At 61.2% G+C, this 20,568-nt stretch carries 16 protein-coding genes; 8 read left to right on the top strand and 8 right to left on the bottom strand.

Translation table 11 applies throughout. From position 1 onward, the window contains the following. Window positions 1-66: 66 nt before the first annotated feature. The 8 genes from BGC09_RS01240 to cas6 form a co-directional block, all read right to left on the bottom strand. Entirely contained in the window at window positions 67-474 is a 408-nt protein-coding gene (locus tag BGC09_RS01240; protein WP_069801387.1) for a response regulator, read from the bottom strand. Between the two features lie 257 nt (window positions 475-731). Then, the gene (locus tag BGC09_RS01235) at window positions 732-1,538 is read right to left on the bottom strand and encodes an alpha/beta fold hydrolase (RefSeq protein ID WP_069801386.1); all 807 of its coding nucleotides are present in this window, start codon (window positions 1,536-1,538) and stop codon (window positions 732-734) included. A gap of 138 nt (window positions 1,539-1,676) precedes the next feature. Next, window positions 1,677-2,549: a lipoyl synthase gene (lipA, locus tag BGC09_RS01230; RefSeq protein ID WP_069801385.1), complete on the bottom strand. Its 873-nt coding sequence runs from the start codon at window positions 2,547-2,549 to the stop codon at window positions 1,677-1,679. A 203-nt stretch (window positions 2,550-2,752) separates the two neighbouring features. Further along, a complete protein-coding gene (locus BGC09_RS01225; RefSeq protein WP_069801384.1) occupies window positions 2,753-4,144 on the bottom strand; it encodes a dihydrolipoamide acetyltransferase family protein in 1,392 nt (463 codons plus the stop codon). 162 nt (window positions 4,145-4,306) lie between these two features. Beyond that, a complete protein-coding gene (locus BGC09_RS01220) occupies window positions 4,307-5,290 on the bottom strand; it encodes an alpha-ketoacid dehydrogenase subunit beta (protein ID WP_069801383.1) in 984 nt (327 codons plus the stop codon). Next, window positions 5,287-6,381 (bottom strand): thiamine pyrophosphate-dependent dehydrogenase E1 component subunit alpha, encoded by a 1,095-nt coding sequence (locus BGC09_RS01215; protein ID WP_069801382.1) that lies wholly within the window; start codon window positions 6,379-6,381, stop codon window positions 5,287-5,289. The genes BGC09_RS01220 and BGC09_RS01215 overlap by 4 nt, the downstream gene beginning before the upstream one ends. A 254-nt stretch (window positions 6,382-6,635) precedes the next feature. Continuing rightward, window positions 6,636-8,462: a PrsW family glutamic-type intramembrane protease gene (locus BGC09_RS01210; protein WP_069801381.1), complete on the bottom strand. Its 1,827-nt coding sequence runs from the start codon at window positions 8,460-8,462 to the stop codon at window positions 6,636-6,638. A 242-nt stretch (window positions 8,463-8,704) separates the two neighbouring features. Further along, the gene (cas6, locus tag BGC09_RS01205; protein WP_069801380.1) at window positions 8,705-9,706 is read right to left on the bottom strand and encodes a CRISPR system precrRNA processing endoribonuclease RAMP protein Cas6; all 1,002 of its coding nucleotides are present in this window, start codon (window positions 9,704-9,706) and stop codon (window positions 8,705-8,707) included. A gap of 198 nt (window positions 9,707-9,904) precedes the next feature. On the opposite strand from cas6, the gene BGC09_RS01200 reads away from it, so the two are divergent. From BGC09_RS01200 to BGC09_RS01165, 8 genes are all read left to right on the top strand, one after another. Continuing rightward, window positions 9,905-11,503 carry a tRNA nucleotidyltransferase/poly(A) polymerase-related protein gene (locus tag BGC09_RS01200; RefSeq protein ID WP_069801379.1) on the top strand — a complete coding sequence of 533 codons (1,599 nt, stop codon included), beginning with the start codon at window positions 9,905-9,907 and terminating at the stop codon, window positions 11,501-11,503. Between the two features lie 248 nt (window positions 11,504-11,751). Then, a complete protein-coding gene (locus tag BGC09_RS01195; RefSeq protein ID WP_069801378.1) occupies window positions 11,752-12,933 on the top strand; it encodes a DUF929 family protein in 1,182 nt (393 codons plus the stop codon). A gap of 306 nt (window positions 12,934-13,239) precedes the next feature. After that, window positions 13,240-14,082, top strand: a complete 843-nt coding sequence (locus BGC09_RS01190) for an NAD(+)/NADH kinase (RefSeq protein ID WP_069801377.1) — start codon at window positions 13,240-13,242, stop codon at window positions 14,080-14,082. 170 nt (window positions 14,083-14,252) lie between these two features. Then, on the top strand, window positions 14,253-16,256 hold the full coding sequence (recN, locus tag BGC09_RS01185; protein WP_069801376.1) for a DNA repair protein RecN: 2,004 nt from the start codon (window positions 14,253-14,255) through the stop codon (window positions 16,254-16,256). Window positions 16,257-16,278: 22 nt separating this feature from the next. After that, on the top strand, window positions 16,279-17,358 hold the full coding sequence (locus BGC09_RS01180) for an NAD(P)/FAD-dependent oxidoreductase (protein WP_069801375.1): 1,080 nt from the start codon (window positions 16,279-16,281) through the stop codon (window positions 17,356-17,358). Between the two features lie 286 nt (window positions 17,359-17,644). Beyond that, window positions 17,645-17,875 carry a hypothetical protein gene (locus BGC09_RS01175; RefSeq protein WP_069801374.1) on the top strand — a complete coding sequence of 77 codons (231 nt, stop codon included), beginning with the start codon at window positions 17,645-17,647 and terminating at the stop codon, window positions 17,873-17,875. A 59-nt stretch (window positions 17,876-17,934) separates the two neighbouring features. Continuing rightward, window positions 17,935-18,405 (top strand): GNAT family N-acetyltransferase, encoded by a 471-nt coding sequence (locus tag BGC09_RS01170; protein WP_069801373.1) that lies wholly within the window; start codon window positions 17,935-17,937, stop codon window positions 18,403-18,405. Between the two features lie 359 nt (window positions 18,406-18,764). Further along, window positions 18,765-20,417 (top strand): glycosyltransferase 87 family protein, encoded by a 1,653-nt coding sequence (locus tag BGC09_RS01165; RefSeq protein WP_069801372.1) that lies wholly within the window; start codon window positions 18,765-18,767, stop codon window positions 20,415-20,417. The last annotated feature ends 151 nt before the right edge of the window (window positions 20,418-20,568 follow it).

Below are 20,568 nucleotides of genomic sequence, written 5' to 3'. Positions count from 1 at the left end.
CTCTCTTCTCCCCCCTGCCGTCCTTCTTCCGCAAGAGGCTGGCTCGCCTGGTGGCTCTGGCTGGCCTCAGGCGGTGAGACGGCGGATGACCTCGAGCAGGTCTCGCACGTGAAAGGGCTTGACAATGATCTGCTGCACATCTAAAGCGGCAGCAGTGGTCAAGCCGGTTCCGGCGGTGATGACCACAATTCGAGGAAAAGGATAAGCCGGCTCCCATTGCGAGCGCAGGCGCTGCAAGAAGGTCTCACCATCCATACCCGGCATGGCGAGGTCGAGCAGGATCACGGAAGGATAGCGCCCCTCGCGCACCGCATTATCGACCCAGGCCAGCGCCTCTTGACCTTCAGCAGCCTCCGCTGGCTCATAGCCATCCAGCTCCAGCGCCCAGGCTACCATGTCGCGAATGGCCGGATTATCATCCACAACCAGCACAATCGGGTGATGGCCTGCACTCCGATCACAATCATTGTCCATTGCTTCTTCTTGTTTTCCCCTTACCATAGAGCACTACCCATATATCACCTCTACCAACCGCTAGCGCCAGCGGGCGCTCCCGCCGTTGATCGAAGGCGCGAGCGAGCCAGGGGCCGCTGCTGGAAGGCCCTCCCCTCCCGACCACTCCGCTCGCCTACAGCCTACCTCCCCTACAGCCCAAGCCCAGCGCACCGGCTCCTCTGATCCGCATTTCGCTCCTCCGCCCAGAGGAGGGGCCCACTTGCCACCTTGCCTGCTCACAGAGCCGGGATTGAGGAGCGCAGGAAAGCGCTAATGGTGTCAAGGAAAGCCTGTGGCTGCTCCAAATTGGAGAGATGCGCCGCCCGCGGAATCACCTGCAGCTGGGCCTGTGGAATGCGCGCCGCATATTCCCGGGCCAGCGAGGGTGGCGAAAGCTGATCCAGCTCGCCCACGACAACCAGCGCCGGGCAGCGAATGGTAGACAATAGCTCACGGGCATCGGCACGCTGAGCCATACCACGTGAGGCTGCAGCAATGCCCCGCGGCGTTGCCGCCGCGATCAAGCGCCGCACCTGAGCCTCAACCTCGGGCCGCTGGCGGCGCGTTTCTTCCGAGAGGAGACGCGGAATCTGCAGATCGGCCACCGCCTCCACGCCCTGGATTTCAGCCAGACGCGCCAACTGCTCGCGATTAGCCTTCCCCTCCTCGCTGTCAGGTTCAGGTCGTGTATCGGCCAGAATCAGACCACGGACACGCTGGGGATACTTGCGCAGAAAGGCAAAGGCCACATAGCCCCCCATCGACAGACCGCAGAGCACAGCGCCATCCATGCCCAACCAGTCCATCAGCGCTGCCACATCGTCGGCCAGCGTCTCCATCGTGAGAATCTCACGATCAATCTCGCTCTCGCCGAAGCCGCGCCAATCGAGAGCGACCAGGCGATAGCGGCCTTCCCGCAGGAGTCCCTCCATCTCGCTCTGCCACATGCTGCGATTCAGTGGGAAAGCATGCAGAAAGAGCACAGGCAAGCCCGCACCATGATCGTCATAGGCGATTTGGACGCCGTTGAGCCGTGCTTTCATGAGCAGCTTCCCCTCCTCAGTTGAAGTTTAGCGAGTGCCACGGGCGCGCAGCCACTGAGGGCGCCGGCTGCGTGCTTGAGCCGAGCCAGCGCCAACAGAACCAGCGCCGCAGCGCAACTCCCGCCCCCACCGGCACGCTCACCCCAGAGCCTCCTCAGCCTGCTCGTGAGCGTGATAGGAGCTGCGCACAAAGGGGCCGGACTCTACGTGACGAAAGCCCATTTTCTTCCCTTCCTCTTTGAGCGCGGCAAACTCCTCCAGCGGGACATAGCGCTGGATCGGCAGATGCTGGAAAGAGGGACGCAGGTACTGGCCAATGGTGAGGATATCCACGTCATGGGCACGCAAATCACGCATGACCTCCAGCACCTCGTCCCAGGTTTCGCCAAGACCAAGCATGAAGCCGGACTTGGTGGGGGCCGCCGGATTCAGCTCCTTGGCCCATTTGAGCACCTGCAGCGAGCGCTGGTAGACTGCCTGGGGCCGCACACGACGGTAGAGGCGCGGAACCGTCTCCACGTTGTGGTTGAAGACATCGGGTCTGGCGTCCATCACCACCTTGAGCGCTTCGTAGTCTCCCTTGAAATCGGGCGTGAGCACCTCCACCTTGCAGCCGGGATTGAGGCGCCGAATCCAGCGAATGGTCGCGGCAAAGATAGAGGCCCCGCCGTCCTTCAATTCGTCGCGATTGACCGAGGTCACTACGGCATAACGCAGCCCCATCTGTCGTACGGCCTCCGCTACCCGCTTCGGCTCTTCCCAGTCTACACCCAGGGGACGCCCCGTCTCAACGGCACAGAAGCCACAGCTGCGAGTGCAGATGCGCCCCAGAATCATGAAGGTGGCAGTGCCATGCCCCCAGCATTCACGGATGTTGGGACAGCGCGCCTCCTCGCAGACTGTGTGTAGCGCTTTGCTGCGCATGAGCCGCTTGATCTCTTCATAGCCCTCTCCCTCGGGCGGGCGCACACGTAACCACGAGGGGCGGCGCTCAGGGATAATGGTCGCCATGATCGTTCCTCTACTTCCTCTCTTGGCTTGGCTTCGGCTTCAGCTTCGCTCTCGTATCGCTCCCTTTGCTGACTGCCTGGCACTTGCCAGGTCTGGCCTACTCCACCTGGCCTGCTCAAGTACGCCGCCAGATCAGCAGCGGGATCAGCAGGCTGCCGCTTGCGCTGTCTCCTCTCTCTCCCTTTGCCCCATTAGCAGCCTCTTTAATAGACATCGATCTCCGGCCCGTAGCTCTGCAGTTTGGCTCGCACAGCCTGCAGGAAAGTGGCCGCCCCGGCTCCATCGAGGATGCGATGGTCAAAGGAGAGACAGAGATACATCATGTAGCGAATGGCAATGGCATCGTCCTCTGTCACTACCGGGCGCTTGACCACGGCATCCATGCTGAGAATAGCTGCATGGGGCTGATTGATAATCGGTACCGATAGTATTGTACCAAAGGTACCCGGATTATTAACCACAAAGGTGCTTCCTTGCAGGTCCTGCACCGTCAGACGGTTGCTGCGCGCTCGCTGCGCTACTTCATTGAGACGCCGCGCCAGGCCAGCAATGGTGTACTGGTCGGCATCATGAATGGTCGGCACCACCAGGCCACTATCGGTAGCAACCGCCACCCCGAGATGGATACGCTTCTTGACAATGATACGGTTATCCTCGGTCCAGCTGGAGTTGATCAGCGGTACCTTCCGAATGCCTTCACAGACCGCTTTCATGACGAAGGGCACGTAGCTGATACTGTAGCCCTCGCGTCGCTTGAATTCCTCTTTGTTGCGCTCCAGCCAGCGCGCAATGGCGGTCATATCGACCTCGACAACGGTGGTGGCATGGGGTGCTGTCCGCTTGCTACGGACCATGTGCTCAGCGATGGCCAGGCGCATACGATCGGGGACGACGACTTCCTCATCGGGGCCAACAGCCACCGGCTCTGGTCCCCTGGCAGCACCTGCAGCTGTGCTGACGCCAGCGGTGGAGGCAGGCCCGGGCTGGAGAGTCACAGCCGCGGCGGCGGGTGCCTGAATCGTCTGCTCGCCAAGCTGACGCTGCTCCAGATAAGCCAGGATGTCTTCTTTGCGCACCCGTCCACCGACGCCCGTACCCTTGATTTCGTTCAGGTCGATGCCATGCTCGCGAGCAAGGCGACGCGCCAGGGGCGAAATGCGCTGACGTTCGCCAGGCTGCTGACCATCGTGTGGCTCCGCCGTCACGGCCTCAGCCGCTACCGAGAGGGCCGAGGTGCCACGTTGCACTGCAGCTGCAGAAGTCACCTGCTCACCTACGGGCGCCGGCTGAGCAGCGGCTACACTACCACTCTCGCTCTGACCAGCCCTCGCTTCCTCTGCGACCTCCGCCCCCGCTCCTTCCTCCTCAACGAGGGCGATGGCAGTCCCGACTGGTACCGTCTGATCAGCTGGCACCAGAATTTTCACCAACCGACCAGCCACAGGTGAAGGAAGCTCAGCATTGACCTTGTCGGTCACTACCTCGGCCAGAGCCTCATCCTTTTCCACATAATCGCCTTCACGCTTGAGCCAGGCAGCGACAGTTCCTTCTGCAACTGACTCGCCGAGACGGGGGAATTTCACCGGCGTTGGCATAGTCCACTCCTCGCAAACAATTACTCCATCGGTTTCCTTTCAGAGGCGAGCAAATTGCTCTCCCTTTCTCCTTTTACGCCTCCCCGGCCTCACGAACTCACTCACCGCGCACTTCGTCACATGGTCGCTCCCAAGGACGGAGGGAGCACGGACCTCGTCGGGCTAGTAGGCAGCGAGCTGACGGGCAACGGCCACGATGCGCTCGACGCCAGGCAAGTAGGCCATCTCCAGAGGAGGGGCATAGGGATAGGGAGCATCGGGAGCGGCCACCCGCATAATCGGGCCGTCGAGATAGTCAAATAGCTCCTCGGCCAGCAGAGCTGCCAGCTCGGCCCCCACACCCCCGGTCAGCGTATCCTCATGCACAATCAGTACCTTATTGGTTCGCATGACCGACTCCTTAATTGTCTGGCGATCAAGAGGGGTCAGGCTACGCAAATCGACCACTTCGACCGCCAGACCGTCCTCAGAGGCGAGCTGCTCGGCAGCCTTGAGGCACTGATGAACCATTGCCCCATAGGTCAGCATCGTCATATGGCGACCACGGCGGCGAATGATGGCCTTCCCCAACGGCACAATGTAGTCCTCACTGGGCAGCTCTTCGCGCAGCTCCGGCAGGCGATAGAGCAGCTTATGCTCCAGATAGAGGACGGGGTTGTTATCGCGGATCGCCGCCTTCAGAAGGCCCTTGGCATCGTAGGTGGTGGCCGGCATCACTACCTTGATCCCGGGCGTGTGGAAGAACCAGGCTTCTGGGCTGGCCGAATGAAACGGGCCACCATGCGTGCCGCCGCCTGCGGGACCACGGATCACCAGCGGCAAAGGGATACCAGAGCGCCAGTACATCTTACAGGCCATGTTCACGATCTGATCGAAGCCGCAGGTGATAAAATCGATATACTGCATTTCAGCGATCGGGCGCATTCCCATCAAGGCGGCCCCCACCGCCGAGCCAATGATCGCCGTCTCAGACATTGGCGTATCGATCACCCGCTCCGGGCCGAACTCCTCCAGGAAGCCGGCGCTCACCTTGAAGGCCCCTCCGTAGGTGCCCACATCCTCGCCAAGGAGAAAGACCGACTCGTCGCGCCGCATCTCCTCGCGAATTGCCTGGCTGATCGCTTCCAGATAGGTTACCGCAGTCATAACTGAGTAACAGCCTCCTCTACCTGACTCATCGTGCAGAAAGGCCTTCCGGTGCGCGTATCCAACGCATTGACATAGCGAGGATCGGTGGCGCCCGGCTCGCCAACGATAGCGATCGGGCCATCGGGAGCAAAGACATAGTCGGCCACGGTCGCCGGATCGGGTGGGGGACTGGCCTCGGCAAAGGCCACGGCATCATCGACCACGGCCCGCACCCGGGCCTCGATCTCCCGGCGGCGCTCTGCGCTCAGCAGTCCCTGAGCTGTTAAATAGCCTTCAAACCGCTTGATTGGGTCCCTGGCGAGCCACTCCTCGCGCAGGGCTGGCGGCACATAGTCGGCCTTATCGGCCTCGGAGTGGCCCCGAACGCGGAAAGTACGGCACTCGACGAGCGCCGGCCCGCGGCCACTGCGCGCATGAGCCACTGCCCGCTCGACAGCTTCCATCACCGCCAGCACGTCATTGCCATCGACACTCTCGCCGGGCATACCATAGGCCACCGCCCGCTGCGCAAGCTGCTCAATGGCAAACTGCCTGGCGTTCGGCGTCGAATAGGCATAGCCATTGTTCTCGATCAGAAAGACGACGGGCAATCGCTGCACCGCAGCAAAATTGAGGGCCTCGTGAAAGGCCCCGGTGCTGGTCGCCCCATCGCCACAGCTGGCCAGCACCACCGTTGAACGGCGGCGCATCTTCATGACCAGGGCTACGCCGCAGGCCACCGGCAGCGACTCGCCCAGCATACTGATCATCGGGACGACCCCTTGATGCATATCGCCAATGTGCAATTGGCCGTCGCGTCCCAGCGTCGGAGCATTGCCGCGTGCCAACCACTGGCACATCACAGCGCGTGGCGAGACTCCCCGTACCAGATGCATGCCCAGATCCCGGTGCTGCGGTACAATGCAGTCTCCATCGCGCAGCGTCATCGCCGCCCCGACGGTCGTCGCCTCATGACCCTGCGCCGTATAGACTCCGCCGACAATCCGCCCCTGGAGAAAGAGCGTGCGCGTACGATCCTCCATCGCGCGGGTGAGGCGCATATAATAATAGATCTGCAACAGCAGGTCAGCCCGCTCCGCTTCGCTCATGATCCTCTGGGATACTCCTCCGCATTGTGATCGCCTGATCCCTGCCTGACGAGGGAGTGAGCGTCTGTCTGTGTGGCCGACAACGGGCATCTCCAACGACCAGCGACCAGCAGCGAGCCTCACCAGAAACGGCTTCACCACCCTTCCCACCGCTTGGCAGCAGTAGGCAGCTCGTCTGCTTCTCTGGCCGTGGTGATGGACGCGCCTGCCCCCATAAGTGTACCACAAAGCGCTCCGCTGCGAGAATAGACGGCTCAGGTCCCCCGTCGCCTCGCTCGCTCCTGCTCCTCAAATGCGCGAATTTCCTGGCGCAAACGGCGAATGCGCTCCCGATAGACATCTTCCGGCTGGCGCAGATAGCCGTTTTTTTGACTGTCGCCCATGCTCACATGCCACTTGCGAAAAGCCAGGCCAATCTCCGCTTGATAGAGGGCTTTGACCCGTAGCCAATGCTTGAAACCATACTGCCAGAGGGCCTTACGCTCCTGGCGCGTGCGCTGAAAGGAGTGCTGCAGTAAAGCATACTCGTCGACCGTGACCACGCCATTGCTCACCTCGGTGGCCAGAAACTCGCGGATGATGGCCGCCTCCTGGGCCAGCGAGCGAATCAGTAGATAGAGCAGCATCATCTGGGCAAGGAAAGGAGGAACGTAGTCACAGATGATCGCTACCAGAGCTAACATGGCCACATGCGTATTGCCAGGATTAGCCTGAACCTCCATGCCCGCCTGAATGTCCACAAAATCGAAAAAGCTGTGCAGCATGACAGCCATGATGTAGCCCAGCAACGGGGTGATCACCTGTTGCCAGCGTGAGCGCGTGTGGCGCGTGTAGCCCAGCATCGCGCCAAAACAGGCGGTAAAGGTCGGATGTCCCAACCAGCCCAGGACAACCCGGTAGATAATGAGAAAGACCAGCGAGTTGCGATAACCACTGGCGAAATAGCTGAAGTTCTCTACCAGGGCAAAGCCGGCCCCAATCATGGCCGAGTAGACAATGCCGTCTGTGATATTGTCAAACTGGTCGCGCAGGACCAGAAAGAGCAGGAGCAGGCCCAGCCCCTTAACGGTCTCTTCAGTGAAACCGGCGTTGAGACCCTGCAAGGCCGAGCGCAGAACCGTACTTGTGCCCGGCTCCAAGAGATTGAGAAGCACGCCATCGATCAGGCGCTCGATAAAGAAGGCGGTGGGAATGGCAATTACCATACCCCAGAGAAAGGTAGCCAGGCGAAGATACCACGGCTCTCGCTCGAACCGATCGATAAAGTTGACGAGCAGTAGGGTAGCGAGGGCAGGAATGAGCGGAATGGTGAGAGCAGCCAGCAGACTGGAAGCGCCATTCTGCGTCAGGGCATTGATGCCAATGAAACTGTTGAGGATGAGGGTCATGAGGGCACAGATGGCGAGAACACTGAGTCCAACACCGGCCATGAGCCAGCGCATACGCCTTCCCAGTCGCGGCGAGAGAGCGAATTGCATGGTAATGCCCGCTCCAAGCAGGTCCTCCTCTTCGCCCTCCTCCTCACCCCAAGGCCCAAAGACCGTCATTCCTCCTTCGCCCGGCGGCAGGGTGGGCGGAATGGAAGCACCAGACGCAGGCGAGACTCCCAGGGAGGGGGTGCTCGGCAGCAACTGCGTGACCTGCTCAGCAGAGCGGACATCTATCTGCTCTGCCCGCTCTCCGCTCTCTCCCACGAGAGCCACATGGGGAGCCAGGAATTGGAGCATCGTGCTGCCTAAGACGATGATATCCTGGGAACGCAGGGGAAAAGGCACACGCGAGGGAATGACTTGCCCGTTGACCCGAATCACGTTGTGAGGCGTCAGGTTGATAATGTACCAGCAACCATCGCTATCGAGCACCACGCGCGCATGCTCGCGCGAGACCGCGAGATCCATCAGGATAACGTCGTTGCTGAGCGCCCTCCCAATGCTGGTCTCACGCCGCGTCAGGACGTGCACCAGCTGCTCATCAGGCAACCAGACAACTGGAGAGCGCGTACGTATGGCCCAGCCCCGCGTCGTTGGGGGTTGAAGGTGGGACATGCGCACCACCCGTAGCACACCATAGCTCTGGCTCATTGTCCATGCGTTCCTGGGGCAATAGCTGTTTTGATCGTCAGTACGCGCTCTGCATGTTCTGCCTACGTACTACGGCTTGGATGGACCGCTCGCTCGGCTCAGGCTGCATCACTGCTATATAATGGTAGCATAGAAAGCGCGGGGAGAGTAAGCCACCTGGCCGCAGAGATAGCTCACCCGCCACGCGTAGACGACAGACTGAGAACGATGTCAGGGCTTCATTCTATAAAGCGCTTTCCTCTCTATAGAGGGCGCACTCGCCCCATGCCCATAGGCGTTTTGTACCCTACACCAGAGTAGAAAGCCAGATAGGCGAGAAGCCAGAGCTGTTGCCGCACCGTCAGAGCTGGCCCCGCCGCCAACGCTGACCCAGAGGCTGGCGGAGGATCAGGCCCACGCAGGCGGTAGACGCAACGCCCGATAAAGCCCGGTTGAACATGCGTAGAGAAATGCACCTGATGCGGGCGCAAGTCATAGTCGTCGATGACAATACCATCGTCAAGAATATACTCTTCGATCAGCTCAGGCTGGACCAGCACGGCCAGCTCGCGCGTCTCCGGCTCTTGTGAGACGAGCTCCTGCCAGCGCTTGGCCAGGCCGGGGAAAAGGTAGCGTGGTAACGGAAGCAGAGCATAATAGTTGCCATAGACTTTGTTGCGCGTGTTAATCCAATTAAAGGTCGTGAGGGAATCAAATTCTAAAGTCATGCGTTCGCAGCGCGCGGGCTGCAACAAGGCCGCTTGCGCAGCCAGCTCACGAAAGGTAGTGAAACCCGTCCAGCGTGCAGGGTCGTCGGGGCTGGCAATGACCTCTTCCAGCAGAAAGACCTGGCGCCCAATCTGCATGAAAGGTGAACGGCGCAGATTGCCACTGAAGTGGTTGAATTGGATCAGGGCTTTGTAGAAATGCGGGAATAGCTCGCCGAGCAGCAAGGTAATGCGGATGGTATAGGTCTTCTCCGGGCTGAGCGGGAGGTGCCGATTGTTGCGCTCCGCCTCTCTGACCTGGGCCGGCGGCAGCGGAAATTGCAGACTGGAGCAGGTGAAGAGGCGACGCTTGTTTCCTTCGTGGAGGCGTGCCGAGACATCCGGGGCTGCACCACGCAGCCATTCGAGCCAGGCCCCATGCACCAGTTCTCCCGAAAACGGCATTAAGGTCCCCGGCTGCAATGGCCGCAATCGCAGATGCAGGGCATAAAGATCAGCTTTGAAGCTGCCCGGCGATACTAGAGCTGTGGTTTCCATGCTCGCCCCTTCCGAGAACTCTCATATGTAGATGTACCACAGGTTAATGGTTGCAACTGCCACAACTGTATGTTAGCATAAAATATGTATAACCTCTTGTCCAGCAGGAGTAGGAAAGGTGGCTGCTGACGGGACAGGGAGAAGCTCCTTTTTCCGCGCCCAGGCATTGCCACCCCGATCTAATGAGCAGGGAGAGAGATGTCGGTGCCTTTTTTAGAGCAAGAAACCTACGAGCTACTGAAGCAAGTAGCGCGCTTCTTTGCAGAGCGGCACCAGACTCAGGTGTATCTGGTAGGTGGGGCCTTGCGCAACCTGTTACTGGGCCTACCCACCGTCGACTGGGATCTGGTCGTCGTCGGTGAGGCGCCGCTGTTGGCGCGCCAGCTGGCCGATGCCCTCGGCGGCTATTATGCCTATATGCATGAAAAAGCCAGTCGGGTCGTGGTACGCCAGCCAACAGGCGAGTGGACGCTCGACATGGCCCCGCTGGCGGGCTCCAGCATTGAGGAAGACCTGCGCCAGCGTGACTTTACAGTGAATGCTCTGGCGCTACCTCTGGACGCACTCCTGAGCCTGCCCTCTCCTTCCGCTCTGCTCTCCCTGCCGTGGATCGATCCCTGCGGTGGCCTCGCCGATGCTCAGGCTCGTCTGCTGCGGGCAGTCAACGAGGAGGTCTTTCGCAGCAGCCCGGTGCGTCTGCTGCGCGCCATCCGCCTTTCACACCGCTACATCCTGCGGATCGAGCCCACTACCGAAGCTCTCATCCGCCGCGACGTCGGGCTGCTAGCCACCGAGGTGGCTGAGCGCCTCCACGGCGAGCTGTACCAGCTGCTCGGACAGGAGGATGGCACCAGCAGCTTGCGTCTGCTCGATCACCACGGCCTGCTCACTGTCCTGATCCCGGAGCTGGCCCCCGCCCGAGGCATGCCACAGCCACCTCCCCATCATTGGGACGTTTTTGAGCACTCGCTAGAGACCGTGAGCGCCCTGGAGGCAGTGGTCCGCGCCTTGTATCCCGAGCCGCTCTCACTGGACGAGCTGTCCTGTGCTTCGTGGAGTCAGCCGCTCCTGCTGGCTCCTGAGCTGGCGGAGAAGATCGCCCAGCTGCGCGCGCTGTTGGCCGAGGCGAGCCATCAGAACCTGCTGTCGCTCTCCGAGCTGACGAAACCAGCTTTGAAGCTGGCCGCTCTTTTGCACGATATCGGCAAGCCTGTCACCCTGAGCTACGATGAGCAAGGAGTCAGCCATTTCTACGGCCACCAGCAAGCTGGCGCCCCGCTCGCCGAGGGTGTGATGAAGCGCCTGAGCGCCAGCGGCCATGATCGCCATCTGGTGCGTCTGGTGACGCTCCATCACATGCGTCCGGGCCAGCTTGCCCAGCAGGAGACGGTGACGCCGCGTGCTATTCGTCGCTACTTTGTCGATCTGGGTGTGCAGGGTTTGCATGTGGCTCTTTTCTCACTGGCCGACCATCTGGCCACCTACGGCCCCGACTACCCCCGGCGCCCCACTGGTGCCTGGGAAGCACACCTTGCCTGCGTAGCACTGCTGCTGCGCAGCTATCTGCATGAGCGCGAGCGCTTTCTGCCAACGCGCCTGCTGACAGGCCACGAGCTGATGCGCCGTCTGGGATTGGAGCCAGGCCCACTGATCGGTGAACTGCTCGAAGTCATCGCTGAGGCCCGCGCCGAGGAGCGTATCCACTCGAAGGAAGAGGCCCTCTGGCTGGCGCGCGAGTACCTGCAGACCCGCGTAGCTGACAGCCCGGAGACGACCCATCCCGGCTCAGGAAGCTGACCCTGACCCCGCCGGCTCCTGGCCCAACCAGGTCGGTAGCCTCCTCGCCTGCTTCTCAGACAGGCCAGCCAGAGCGCCTTCTCCGCTCTCCGAGCTGTTCTTACCCGGCGGCCAGCCCTGCATGCTCGCTCCGCACTCCTGCCCTGTTCCATTCAAAGGACCCGTGCTATAATAACTGGCGATACCCGGCAGCCAAACGATTCCTCAAGTCACCTGGTTCAACAATTCCTAAATGGGAAACGAATAGCATGGCCAAAAAGCGCAAGAAAAACAGCGGCAGCGGCTCCTCTGCAGTCCAGCGACGGGCGCAGATTCAGGCGCAGGCCCAGCTGCAGAGCCGCAGTCCGCAGGGCGCCGGTGGCGCACCGGCAGGGGGAGCCCAGAGCAGGACCCCTTCTTCGAGTTCGACGAGCACAGCGGGCACCTCTCCCAAGAGCGTAAGCACCGCCACAGTGCGTACTACCACGCGCACGGAAGCGAGCAGCCGCCCGAGCAGCACGGCCCGCCAGACCCAGCGCCGCTACACACGCCAGCGCGTCAGTGGACGAACACGCTGGCTGATCGTCGCCGGGGCCTTGATTGTCGTGCTGGCGATCATAGGAGGCTTCATTGTCCTCTCTCAGCAGCACAGCAGCTCTGGAGCACGCGGCAGCACCGACCCCGAGGTCCTGAAGACGGTGACGAGCGTCGACTCCAATTTGCTGGCGCAAATCGGCACCGGTGGACAGAAGAGTCCCTTGAAGGCCGTCACGAACCGCGATCGTCTGGTAGGCCCCCACGGCAAGCCCGAGGTCTTCTACTGGGGTGCAGAGTTCTGCCCGTATTGCGCCGCGGAACGCTGGTCGCTGGTAATTGCTCTGAGCCGCTTTGGCCACTTCAGCGCCCTCCCAGAGACGACCTCTTCGAGTAGCGATGTCTATCCTGATACGGCGACCTTCACCTTCTACGGCAGCAGCTATACCAGCTCCTATATTGATTTTGTGCCGCTAGAGGTCGAAGACCGCAATCAGCAGGCCCTGCAGACCCCCAATCAGGAGCAGCAACAGCTGGTGAACGCCCTCAATCCCAGCGGCGGTTTCCCTTTCCTGGACATCGCCAATATCTATATGTCACAAGGCCAGACCGTTGACCCGGGGTTGCTCAGCGGCCTCTCGCAGAAGGATATTGCGATTCAGATCACTAATTCAAGCACGTCCATTTCGAAGAGCATCCTGGGCGTGGCCAATTATTTGACGGCAGGGATCTGCGTGGCTACTAACGATCAACCGGCCAGCGTCTGCAAGGCCTCGTTTATTCAGGCGATTGAGAAGCAGCTTCCACGGGCGGCCCTGGCCCATAGCGATTCCCTGGCGGTCAACCTGACGTCACTCAGCGCGGGCCTGCCGCCAGACAACAACAGCCGCCAGCGCCACGGCTACCGAACGAACTAGAAAATCTGTCTGTTCGCTCTCAAGCGGCTCGGGAGGGGGCTTCTGCCCTTCCGAGCCTGGCTGCACTACGGTTGACAAGCCTATCTAGATGACGTACCATTACCGTGTGACACTCCGCTGTGGTAGAAGCCAAACGGCTTCTGCTGGAAGCTGTGCACCACACCACGAGGCGGTTGCTCGCCAGGGGGCGTGCCTGGCGAGCTATCCAGGAGTGCGGGGCAAACCGCAGATCCGTGGGGGTGCCGGGCCATCCCCGACTGACCGACCCGACCCGACCCGACGCAACCGGACGAACTGGAGCCATCTGTGAAGGTCATCGCGATATTCTATCAGGGCCGCAAACAGCACACCGCTGAGGCTGCTGCCCAGATCGAACCGTTTCTGCGCCGCCGCGGCTACGAGGTTCGTAGTGTTGATATCCGCGAGGAGGGGGAGGAGACCCCCGCGGGCCTGCTGCAGGGCTGCGAGTTGGCCATCGTGCTGGGCGGCGATGGTACGATTTTGCACGCCGCGCGCCTGTGTGCTGCCGATGGTATCCCAATCGTGGGAGTAAAGTACGGGCGTGTCGGCTTTCTGACAGAACTGGAGCCGCGCGATCTTCCCTACGAGCTGGTACACTATCTGGAGAAGGATGATTCGGTCTGGGTGGATACACGCACTATGCTCACCGCCACCCTGGATCAGGAAGGACAAAGCGAAACCTTTCTGGCGCTCAACGATATCGTGATCGCACGCGGCACCTGGCCCCGCGTGGTGCAGGTAGGTATCTGGATCGACGATCATTTTTATAGTACAACCTATGCTGATGGGGTGATTGTCTCAACAGCTACCGGCTCAACGGCCTATAATTTAGCTGTCGGGGGGCCACTGCTCCATCCCCAGGTGCAGAGCATGGTCTTGACACCCATCGCTCCCCATCTGGCTTCCGATCGCTCGCTGATTCTTCACCCCGATGCCTGCGTGCGCCTGCAAATCGTGACCGGCTCGCAAAATGGTGTCTTCTCTGCCGATGGCCAATTGAACCGTGAGGTACGCAACGGCGCAATGGTCACTGTCCAGAAAAGCCAATATGAGACTCGCTTCCTGCGACGCCGACCGCCAACTTACTTTTACCAGATCATCAATGCGAAGCTGCGAGATGACGAGTAGGATCGCTCGTACGCTCACTCGCTCGCTTATCCCCCGATGCCAGGCGCGCGCTTGCCCGCGCTCCCTTCAGCAACGGGTGCCAGGTGGCGGCCCGGCTGCCGGTTCGATCCGCCGGCCCGCTGTTGCCTCCCGCTTTGCTCATCCGTTGAGAAAGTTGCCTGTGCAGTGCCATGTTGCTCGAACTGAATATTAAGGATTTCGCTATCATCGACAATCTGCATCTCACTTTCCATCGACTTTTCAACGTCTTTACCGGCGAAACAGGGGCCGGCAAGTCTATCATCATCGACGCCGTTAGCGCCCTGCTGGGAGGAAAGATCGGTGCAGAGTATGTGCGCGCCGGCTGCGAGCGCGCCAGTGTCGAGGGCGTCTTTTCGCTGGAGACGCTGCTGCCGCCCGGCGGCAATGGCTTCCAGCCCCTGGCCCGCACGGCTGAGGGGGAGGAGGAAGCGGCTGCTGTCGGCGATACGCTCTATGAGGCCCTGGAGCAGGCCGAAAGCCAGGAGGGCCGGCGCCTGGAACGCCTCCGCGCCGATCTTTCTAGTGCCGATGCACGCCTGGCTCTCGCCAGCTTGCTCCAAGAGTATGGCCTCCAGCCTGAAGAAGGAACGCTGATCCTCTCACGCGATATTTTCCGCTCGGGACGTACGGTCTCTCGGATCAACGGACGCGCTGTCTCTCAGCATGTCCTGCAGCAGGTGGCTAGCTGGCTGATCGATATCCACGGCCAGAGCGAGCATCTAAGCCTGCTGCGCCCGGACCAGCATGTCAACTTTCTTGATCGCTACGCTGAGCTGCTACCACTGCGCGAACAGCTGGCAGCCCGCGTCAGCGAGTGGCGCCAGGTGCGTAAGAGCCTGCAGCAGCTCCTGCAGGCGGAACGCGATGAGAGCCGCCGCGCTGAGTTCTTGCGCTTTGAGATCGAGGAAATTGAGAAGGCGGAGCTGCAGCCCGGCGAGATCGAGGAGCTGGAGCGTGAGCGCAAGGTCCTGAGCAATGCCGAACGCATGCGCGAGCTGTGCGCCCTGGCCTATGGGGCCATTAAAGGGTCGGAGCTGGCCAGCGACCTGACACAGTCAGCCCTCGATCTGCTGCGCAGCGCCACCCGCGCCCTCAATGAGCTGGCGCGCCTGGATACGAGCCTCGCGGAGCAGGAGGCAAACCTGGATGAGGCCATCTATCGTCTGGAAGATGTGGCCGCCGCGATTAGCAGTTATGAGGCCGATATCGAGGATGATCCCGCCCGCCTGGCAGAAATCGAGGAGCGCCTCGATCTGATCGCTCGCTTGAAACGAAAGTATGGAGCGACGATTGAGGAGATTCTCAGGCGCGCCGAGGAGGATCGCCAGGAGCTGGATCGCATTGTCAATCGCGAGGAACATATCCGCAGACTGGAGCAGCAGGACCAACAGCTGCGCCGCGAGATCGGGCGCATCGCCCAGGAGCTGTCAACACGCCGCCGCGCCGCCGCCGCTCGCCTGGCCAGCGCGATGGAGGAGCAGCTGGATGATTTGAATATGAAGCGGGCCCGCTTCGCGGTGGAGATTCTTCAGGAGCCTGATCCCGAGGGCGTGCCAGCTACAATCGACGGCCAACCCGAGACGCTCTACGCCTGCGACGCGACCGGCATTGATCGCATCCAGTTTCTGATCGCTCCTAATCCAGGCGAGCCTCTCAAACCGCTGACGAAGATCGCTTCGGGCGGTGAGACTTCCCGCCTGATGCTGGCTTTGAAGACGATCCTGGCCCGGGCCGATGCGACGCCAACGCTGATCTTCGATGAGATCGATTCGGGTATTAGTGGACGTAGCGGCCAGGTGGTGGCCGAGAAGCTGTGGATGCTGACCCGCAATCACCAGGTGATCTGCGTGACCCATTTGCCCCAGATTGCAGCCTTCGCCGATTTGCACTTCAATGTGAATAAGCAGGTGCTGGGTGAGCGGACGATCACGATCGTCAACGAGCTGCGCCCCGAGCAGCGCGCGCGCGAGCTTGCTCACATCATGGGCGGGAACGTGAGCGAGTTCTCTCTCAAGAGCGCCGAGGAGCTGCTGGCTCGCTCCCAGCTCTGGAAGGAGAATTGGCTACGCCAGGTTGAGAGCCAGACAGCCGGCACCAGCGAGGTCGCAGAGCAGAGAGCCAGCCGAGACGCTTCTCAGGCCCAGGCCCGCTAGCGGGAAGGAGTGAAGCAGAGGAATGGAGAGCCGGCGAGAGGACGCGCACCAGAGGAGCGCTGAGGTGGCGGTGATCGGTGCGGGTGTCGCTGGCCTGGCAGCAGCCCATGTGCTGCGCGACCACGCTCTGCAGGTGATCCTCTACGAGCGCGAGGAGCGCGTAGGGGGCCGGGCAACGACGCGCGTGCGCGCGGGTTTTTGCTTCGACCCCGGCGCCCAGTATATCCACGGCAACGCGCCCGCCAGCGACGCCCTGCTGCTCCAGCGCTTCGCTACCTCCGAGCTGGTGGCCATCGCCAAGCCAGTCTGGACCTTCGATAGCCAGAACCGCATTCGCGAAGGTGATCGACGCCAGAACGCCCTCCCACGCTGGACGTATCGATACGGGCTGCTGACGCTGGGGGAGCTGATGGCGCGCGAGCTGACGGTCTATACCCACTGTGAAATCGCACGTCTGGCCTACCTCAGACCAGGCTGGCGCCTCTTCTCCACCAGCGATCAGGCTGTGGCCGAGGTCCCTAACGTGCTGGTCACGCTGCCTGCTCCAGAGGCAGCGGCCTTGATTGCCGCCAGCGAGCTGCCATCTGAGCTGCAGCAGGCCCTGCTCGCCGAGCTCGGCAAGGTTCACTACCGGCCTCTGCTGTCAGTCGCCCTGGCCTGGCCCCGAAGCGCACTCCCACCTACCCCTTACTATGCCCTGGTCAATAGCGATAAGGCTCATCCTATCTCCTGGCTGGCCCGCGAGGAGGAAAAGAGTCCCGAGCGGGTTCCACCCGCCTGGACGCTGCTCATCGTTCAGCTCGCCCCCGACTATAGCCGGGCCCATTGGTCCTGGGATAACCAGGCCCTGGCCACAGCTACGACGACCCTGGTCTCGACACTGCTCGGCCAGCGCTTGCCAGCCGCGGACTTCTACGACGTCCAGCGCTGGCCTTTGGCCCTTCCGGAACCAGGAACGCTGCTGGAGGCAGAAGCCCTGCATAGGGTAAGCGCCCCCTATGGGCTGTTCTTCAGTGGCGATGCTTTCACTGGCGGACGAGTGCACCTGGCCCTGGCCCAGGGAAAAGAGAGCGCTTTCCGCCTGCTGGCCAGCCGTCGTTAGCTCTCCTCTCTCCTTCTTTCTCTTGCTCTTGAGACCAGACCCGCCCACCTGCGCGAGCCGCTGGCAGCACGCTAGACGGATATGCTACAATACTAGCGAGTATTTGCCACTGGCTGGCAGCAGACCCGCCCACTCTGCACTGGTACAGGCCAGGAGCGCTGGCAACGACTTTGCCCCAGGGTGAGCTGTACTGTTCTCATGCTCCAGCCAGCTTCTGCAGCAGTACAGGGACAATGCCAGGCGATGGCAATCAGCCAGCCGGCCAGTATGTAAGGATCGTGAGGCTATGAGCAAGACCATCCTCAGCACGGTGTTGCTGTTTCTTGTATTTGCGGCTTTTCTGTGGTGGGGACTCTGGCAATTGGCGAATCGCACAAGTACTGAAGATGTCATTTATGCCCTGATGCTCTTGGGGTGCGCAGGCTACGCTCTCGTTTCTATTCTGCTGCTGCCACGCAAGAAGACAGAGGATGAGCGAGAACGGCAGAGCAGAAAGGCCAGGCATGCCCAGCGCTAGTCGAACCGGATCAACCCACGAGAGCAACGCCGGTAATCACCGGTAATCAGTAGCAGCCTATGGTAGAGGAGCACACCGCCCCCTTTGCGATTCGCCTGGCCTGCGCGGAGGATATCCAGAGCATCGAATACCTGGACCGCTTCGGTACCTCGCCCACACGCAACATTCATCGCGAGCTGGAGAAATATTTCGGCTCGGTTGATCCTTCAACACATGAGCGGGGCTTGATTTTTCTTGGGGAGCTGGAGGGGCAAGCGGTGGCCAAGGCCGAGCTGATGCTGCCCCCCGCCGACGGCAGTGAAGGAAGCCGCACCGGCTACATCCGCCGGGTAGTGGTCCTGCCGGAATATCGGCAGCGCGGTTTTGCTCGCCGCCTGCTCTATTATATTATCGACTTTGCCCGCCAACAGGAGCAGTTGGAGGCACTCGATCTGCACGTCTGGGAGGAGAACAGGCCGGCGATTCGCCTCTATGAGTCATTGGGCTTCCAGCTGCAGCACCGTGAGCTGTATTATCGCCTTTCCCTCTAGCGAGACTGACGACGGCTCTTCGCCACCTACTCCCTGGTGTCCGCCCGCCCATACGCTGGCCCGCCTTCCATCTCTGCAAGACGAAGCAGCCTCCGCAGCCCCACGCCAATTTGTGACGCCCGGCTCTTCCTCTTCGTTGTAAGACTCAGGCTGGGGAAACATCAGAGGAAGCCCTACCCCGCCCGCTCTCTGGCCGTCCCGGCTTCACTGGTGCGGTTGCACGGCCAGTGCGCCTGACCCGAGAGCAGATCAGGCCGTCTCCCACAGGTTCCCGGTGCCAGTTGGGTAGTGGTCCTGTCATGCGCACGAGTATACAACAGGCTTGCCCTACATCAGTATCAGGAGGGAAGTGGAACGCTATGGTGCAGCCATCCCTACTGCCCCCGTCCCTGGAGGCGTGCGAGCAGCAGGCCACGCAGGCCACCACCACAGCCAAGCGTAGCTGGTTACGATTTTTCTTCAGTGAGGATCAAAGCCCCGATAACTACCTGGTCCGCGCCCTGCAGGAACGCGCTGTCTGGATCGGCATCGCCCTGATCCTGCAAGCGCTCAACGAGATCGATCATCGTCTCTATATACCCTACTTGCTCCCCTACGGCTCGCTCATTCCTTTGGGGTTGATTCTGGGCAGCTTCGCTGCTATGCTGATGGCCCTGCGCCCCTTACCCCGTCGGCCACAGCCGCGGACTCTGAGCCTGCCTTTCCCGCGCCGCTGGCAGCGTATCGCTCTCATCCTTATCTTGTTGACAAGCCTGGTAGGCGTGATAGAGCTAGGTCGCGGTATCGTGATGTGCTTCCTCCCTCCCGAGTTCTCCAACGATGGCACGACCCTGGACACGAACGCGGCTGCTCTCCTGCTGGCAGGGCGCAATCCCTATAGCGATTCGAACTTTGTGAGCATTGCGCGCACCTTTGCGATCCAACCCGAGTGGACCACCCCGCTGCGTCAGGGCCGCTTTGCCAACCGCCTGGACTATCCTTCGGATGCCGAGCTGGCGGCTGCTTTCGCCACGGCGATCAAAACCGGTCAGGCTCCTGAGTTCGAGGGCAAGGTGAGTTATCCCGCCCTCTCTTTTCTGACTCTCATTCCTTTCGTGCTGCTTCACTCGCCCTTGCGCGATGTGAACGTGCTCCCCCTCTATTTGCTGAGTTATCTGCTGATCGTGGCGATCGGCTGGCGCCTGGCTCGTCAGGAGCTGCGCCCCTGGGTTTTGCTGCTGGGTCTGGCCAATGTCCCCATGTGGGCCTCCACAGTAGGTGCGAACCTCGATATTTTTTGCTGCCTCTTACTGCTGCTCGCCTGGCTACTGCGCGAGCGCGGCTGGCTCTCAGCTCTCTTGCTGGGCCTGGCCATCGCCACAAAGCAACCAGCCTGGTTTTCGACGCCTTTTTATCTGATTATGGCCTGGCGTCTCTACCAGCCGCGCGAGGCTTTGCGCCGCATGGGAATCGCCGCTTTGACAGCCCTGGCGGTGAATCTCCCGTTTATTGTCTGGAACCCGGGAGCCTTTATCTCCGGCGTCCTGGCCCCTCTCAACGATCCGATGTTCCCTCTCGGGGTCGGGATTATTAATCTGAGCGCCACGCACCTGATTCCCTATCTCCCAGAAAAGGTCTACCTCGCTCTTGAGCTGACGGCTATGGTAGCTTCTCTGGTCTGGTACTGGCAGATCTGTCGCACACGACCAGAGGCGGCTTTCTTCCTGGCCTCGGTGCCGCTTTTCTTCGCCTGGCGCAGTCTCTCGTCTTACTTCTACTGCGCGGCCTTCCCGCTCTTTGTGCTACAGGTGGCTCGCCTGCGTCAGAAGGCGGCTCTTGAGCGTGAGCAGTATCCTGCCCAGCGCCCCGCTTCCAGCGAGCCGTTGCCGGCGATGGCCGGGCAGCACCCGCTGCCCGCTCTGAGCGGACGGGCTGCTTTGCAACCAGCGGGGGCGGGACTGCTGTCGAGCCTGCCGGCAGTTGATTCGTTATCAGCCCTGCCATTGCAGCGGCGGTCACGGTTGTCGGGCTAGCCAGGTCAGCAGCTGCCTGCGGCCTCGCCTCCTGTGGCCAGGGCCGGAATGGCCTGCCTGGCTGCCAGTAGATGAGGTCTCGACGCCTCACGCCCGGACGTGATACAATCCTCCCAACAGAGACAGAGGTACGTCGCCGCGAGGGGAGGAG

It is taken from the genome of Thermogemmatispora onikobensis (genome assembly GCF_001748285.1).
Taxonomy (GTDB): domain Bacteria; phylum Chloroflexota; class Ktedonobacteria; order Ktedonobacterales; family Ktedonobacteraceae; genus Thermogemmatispora; species Thermogemmatispora onikobensis.
The sequence above is the reverse complement of the archived record's forward strand: the minus strand, read 5'-3'. Positions and strand labels throughout refer to the sequence as shown.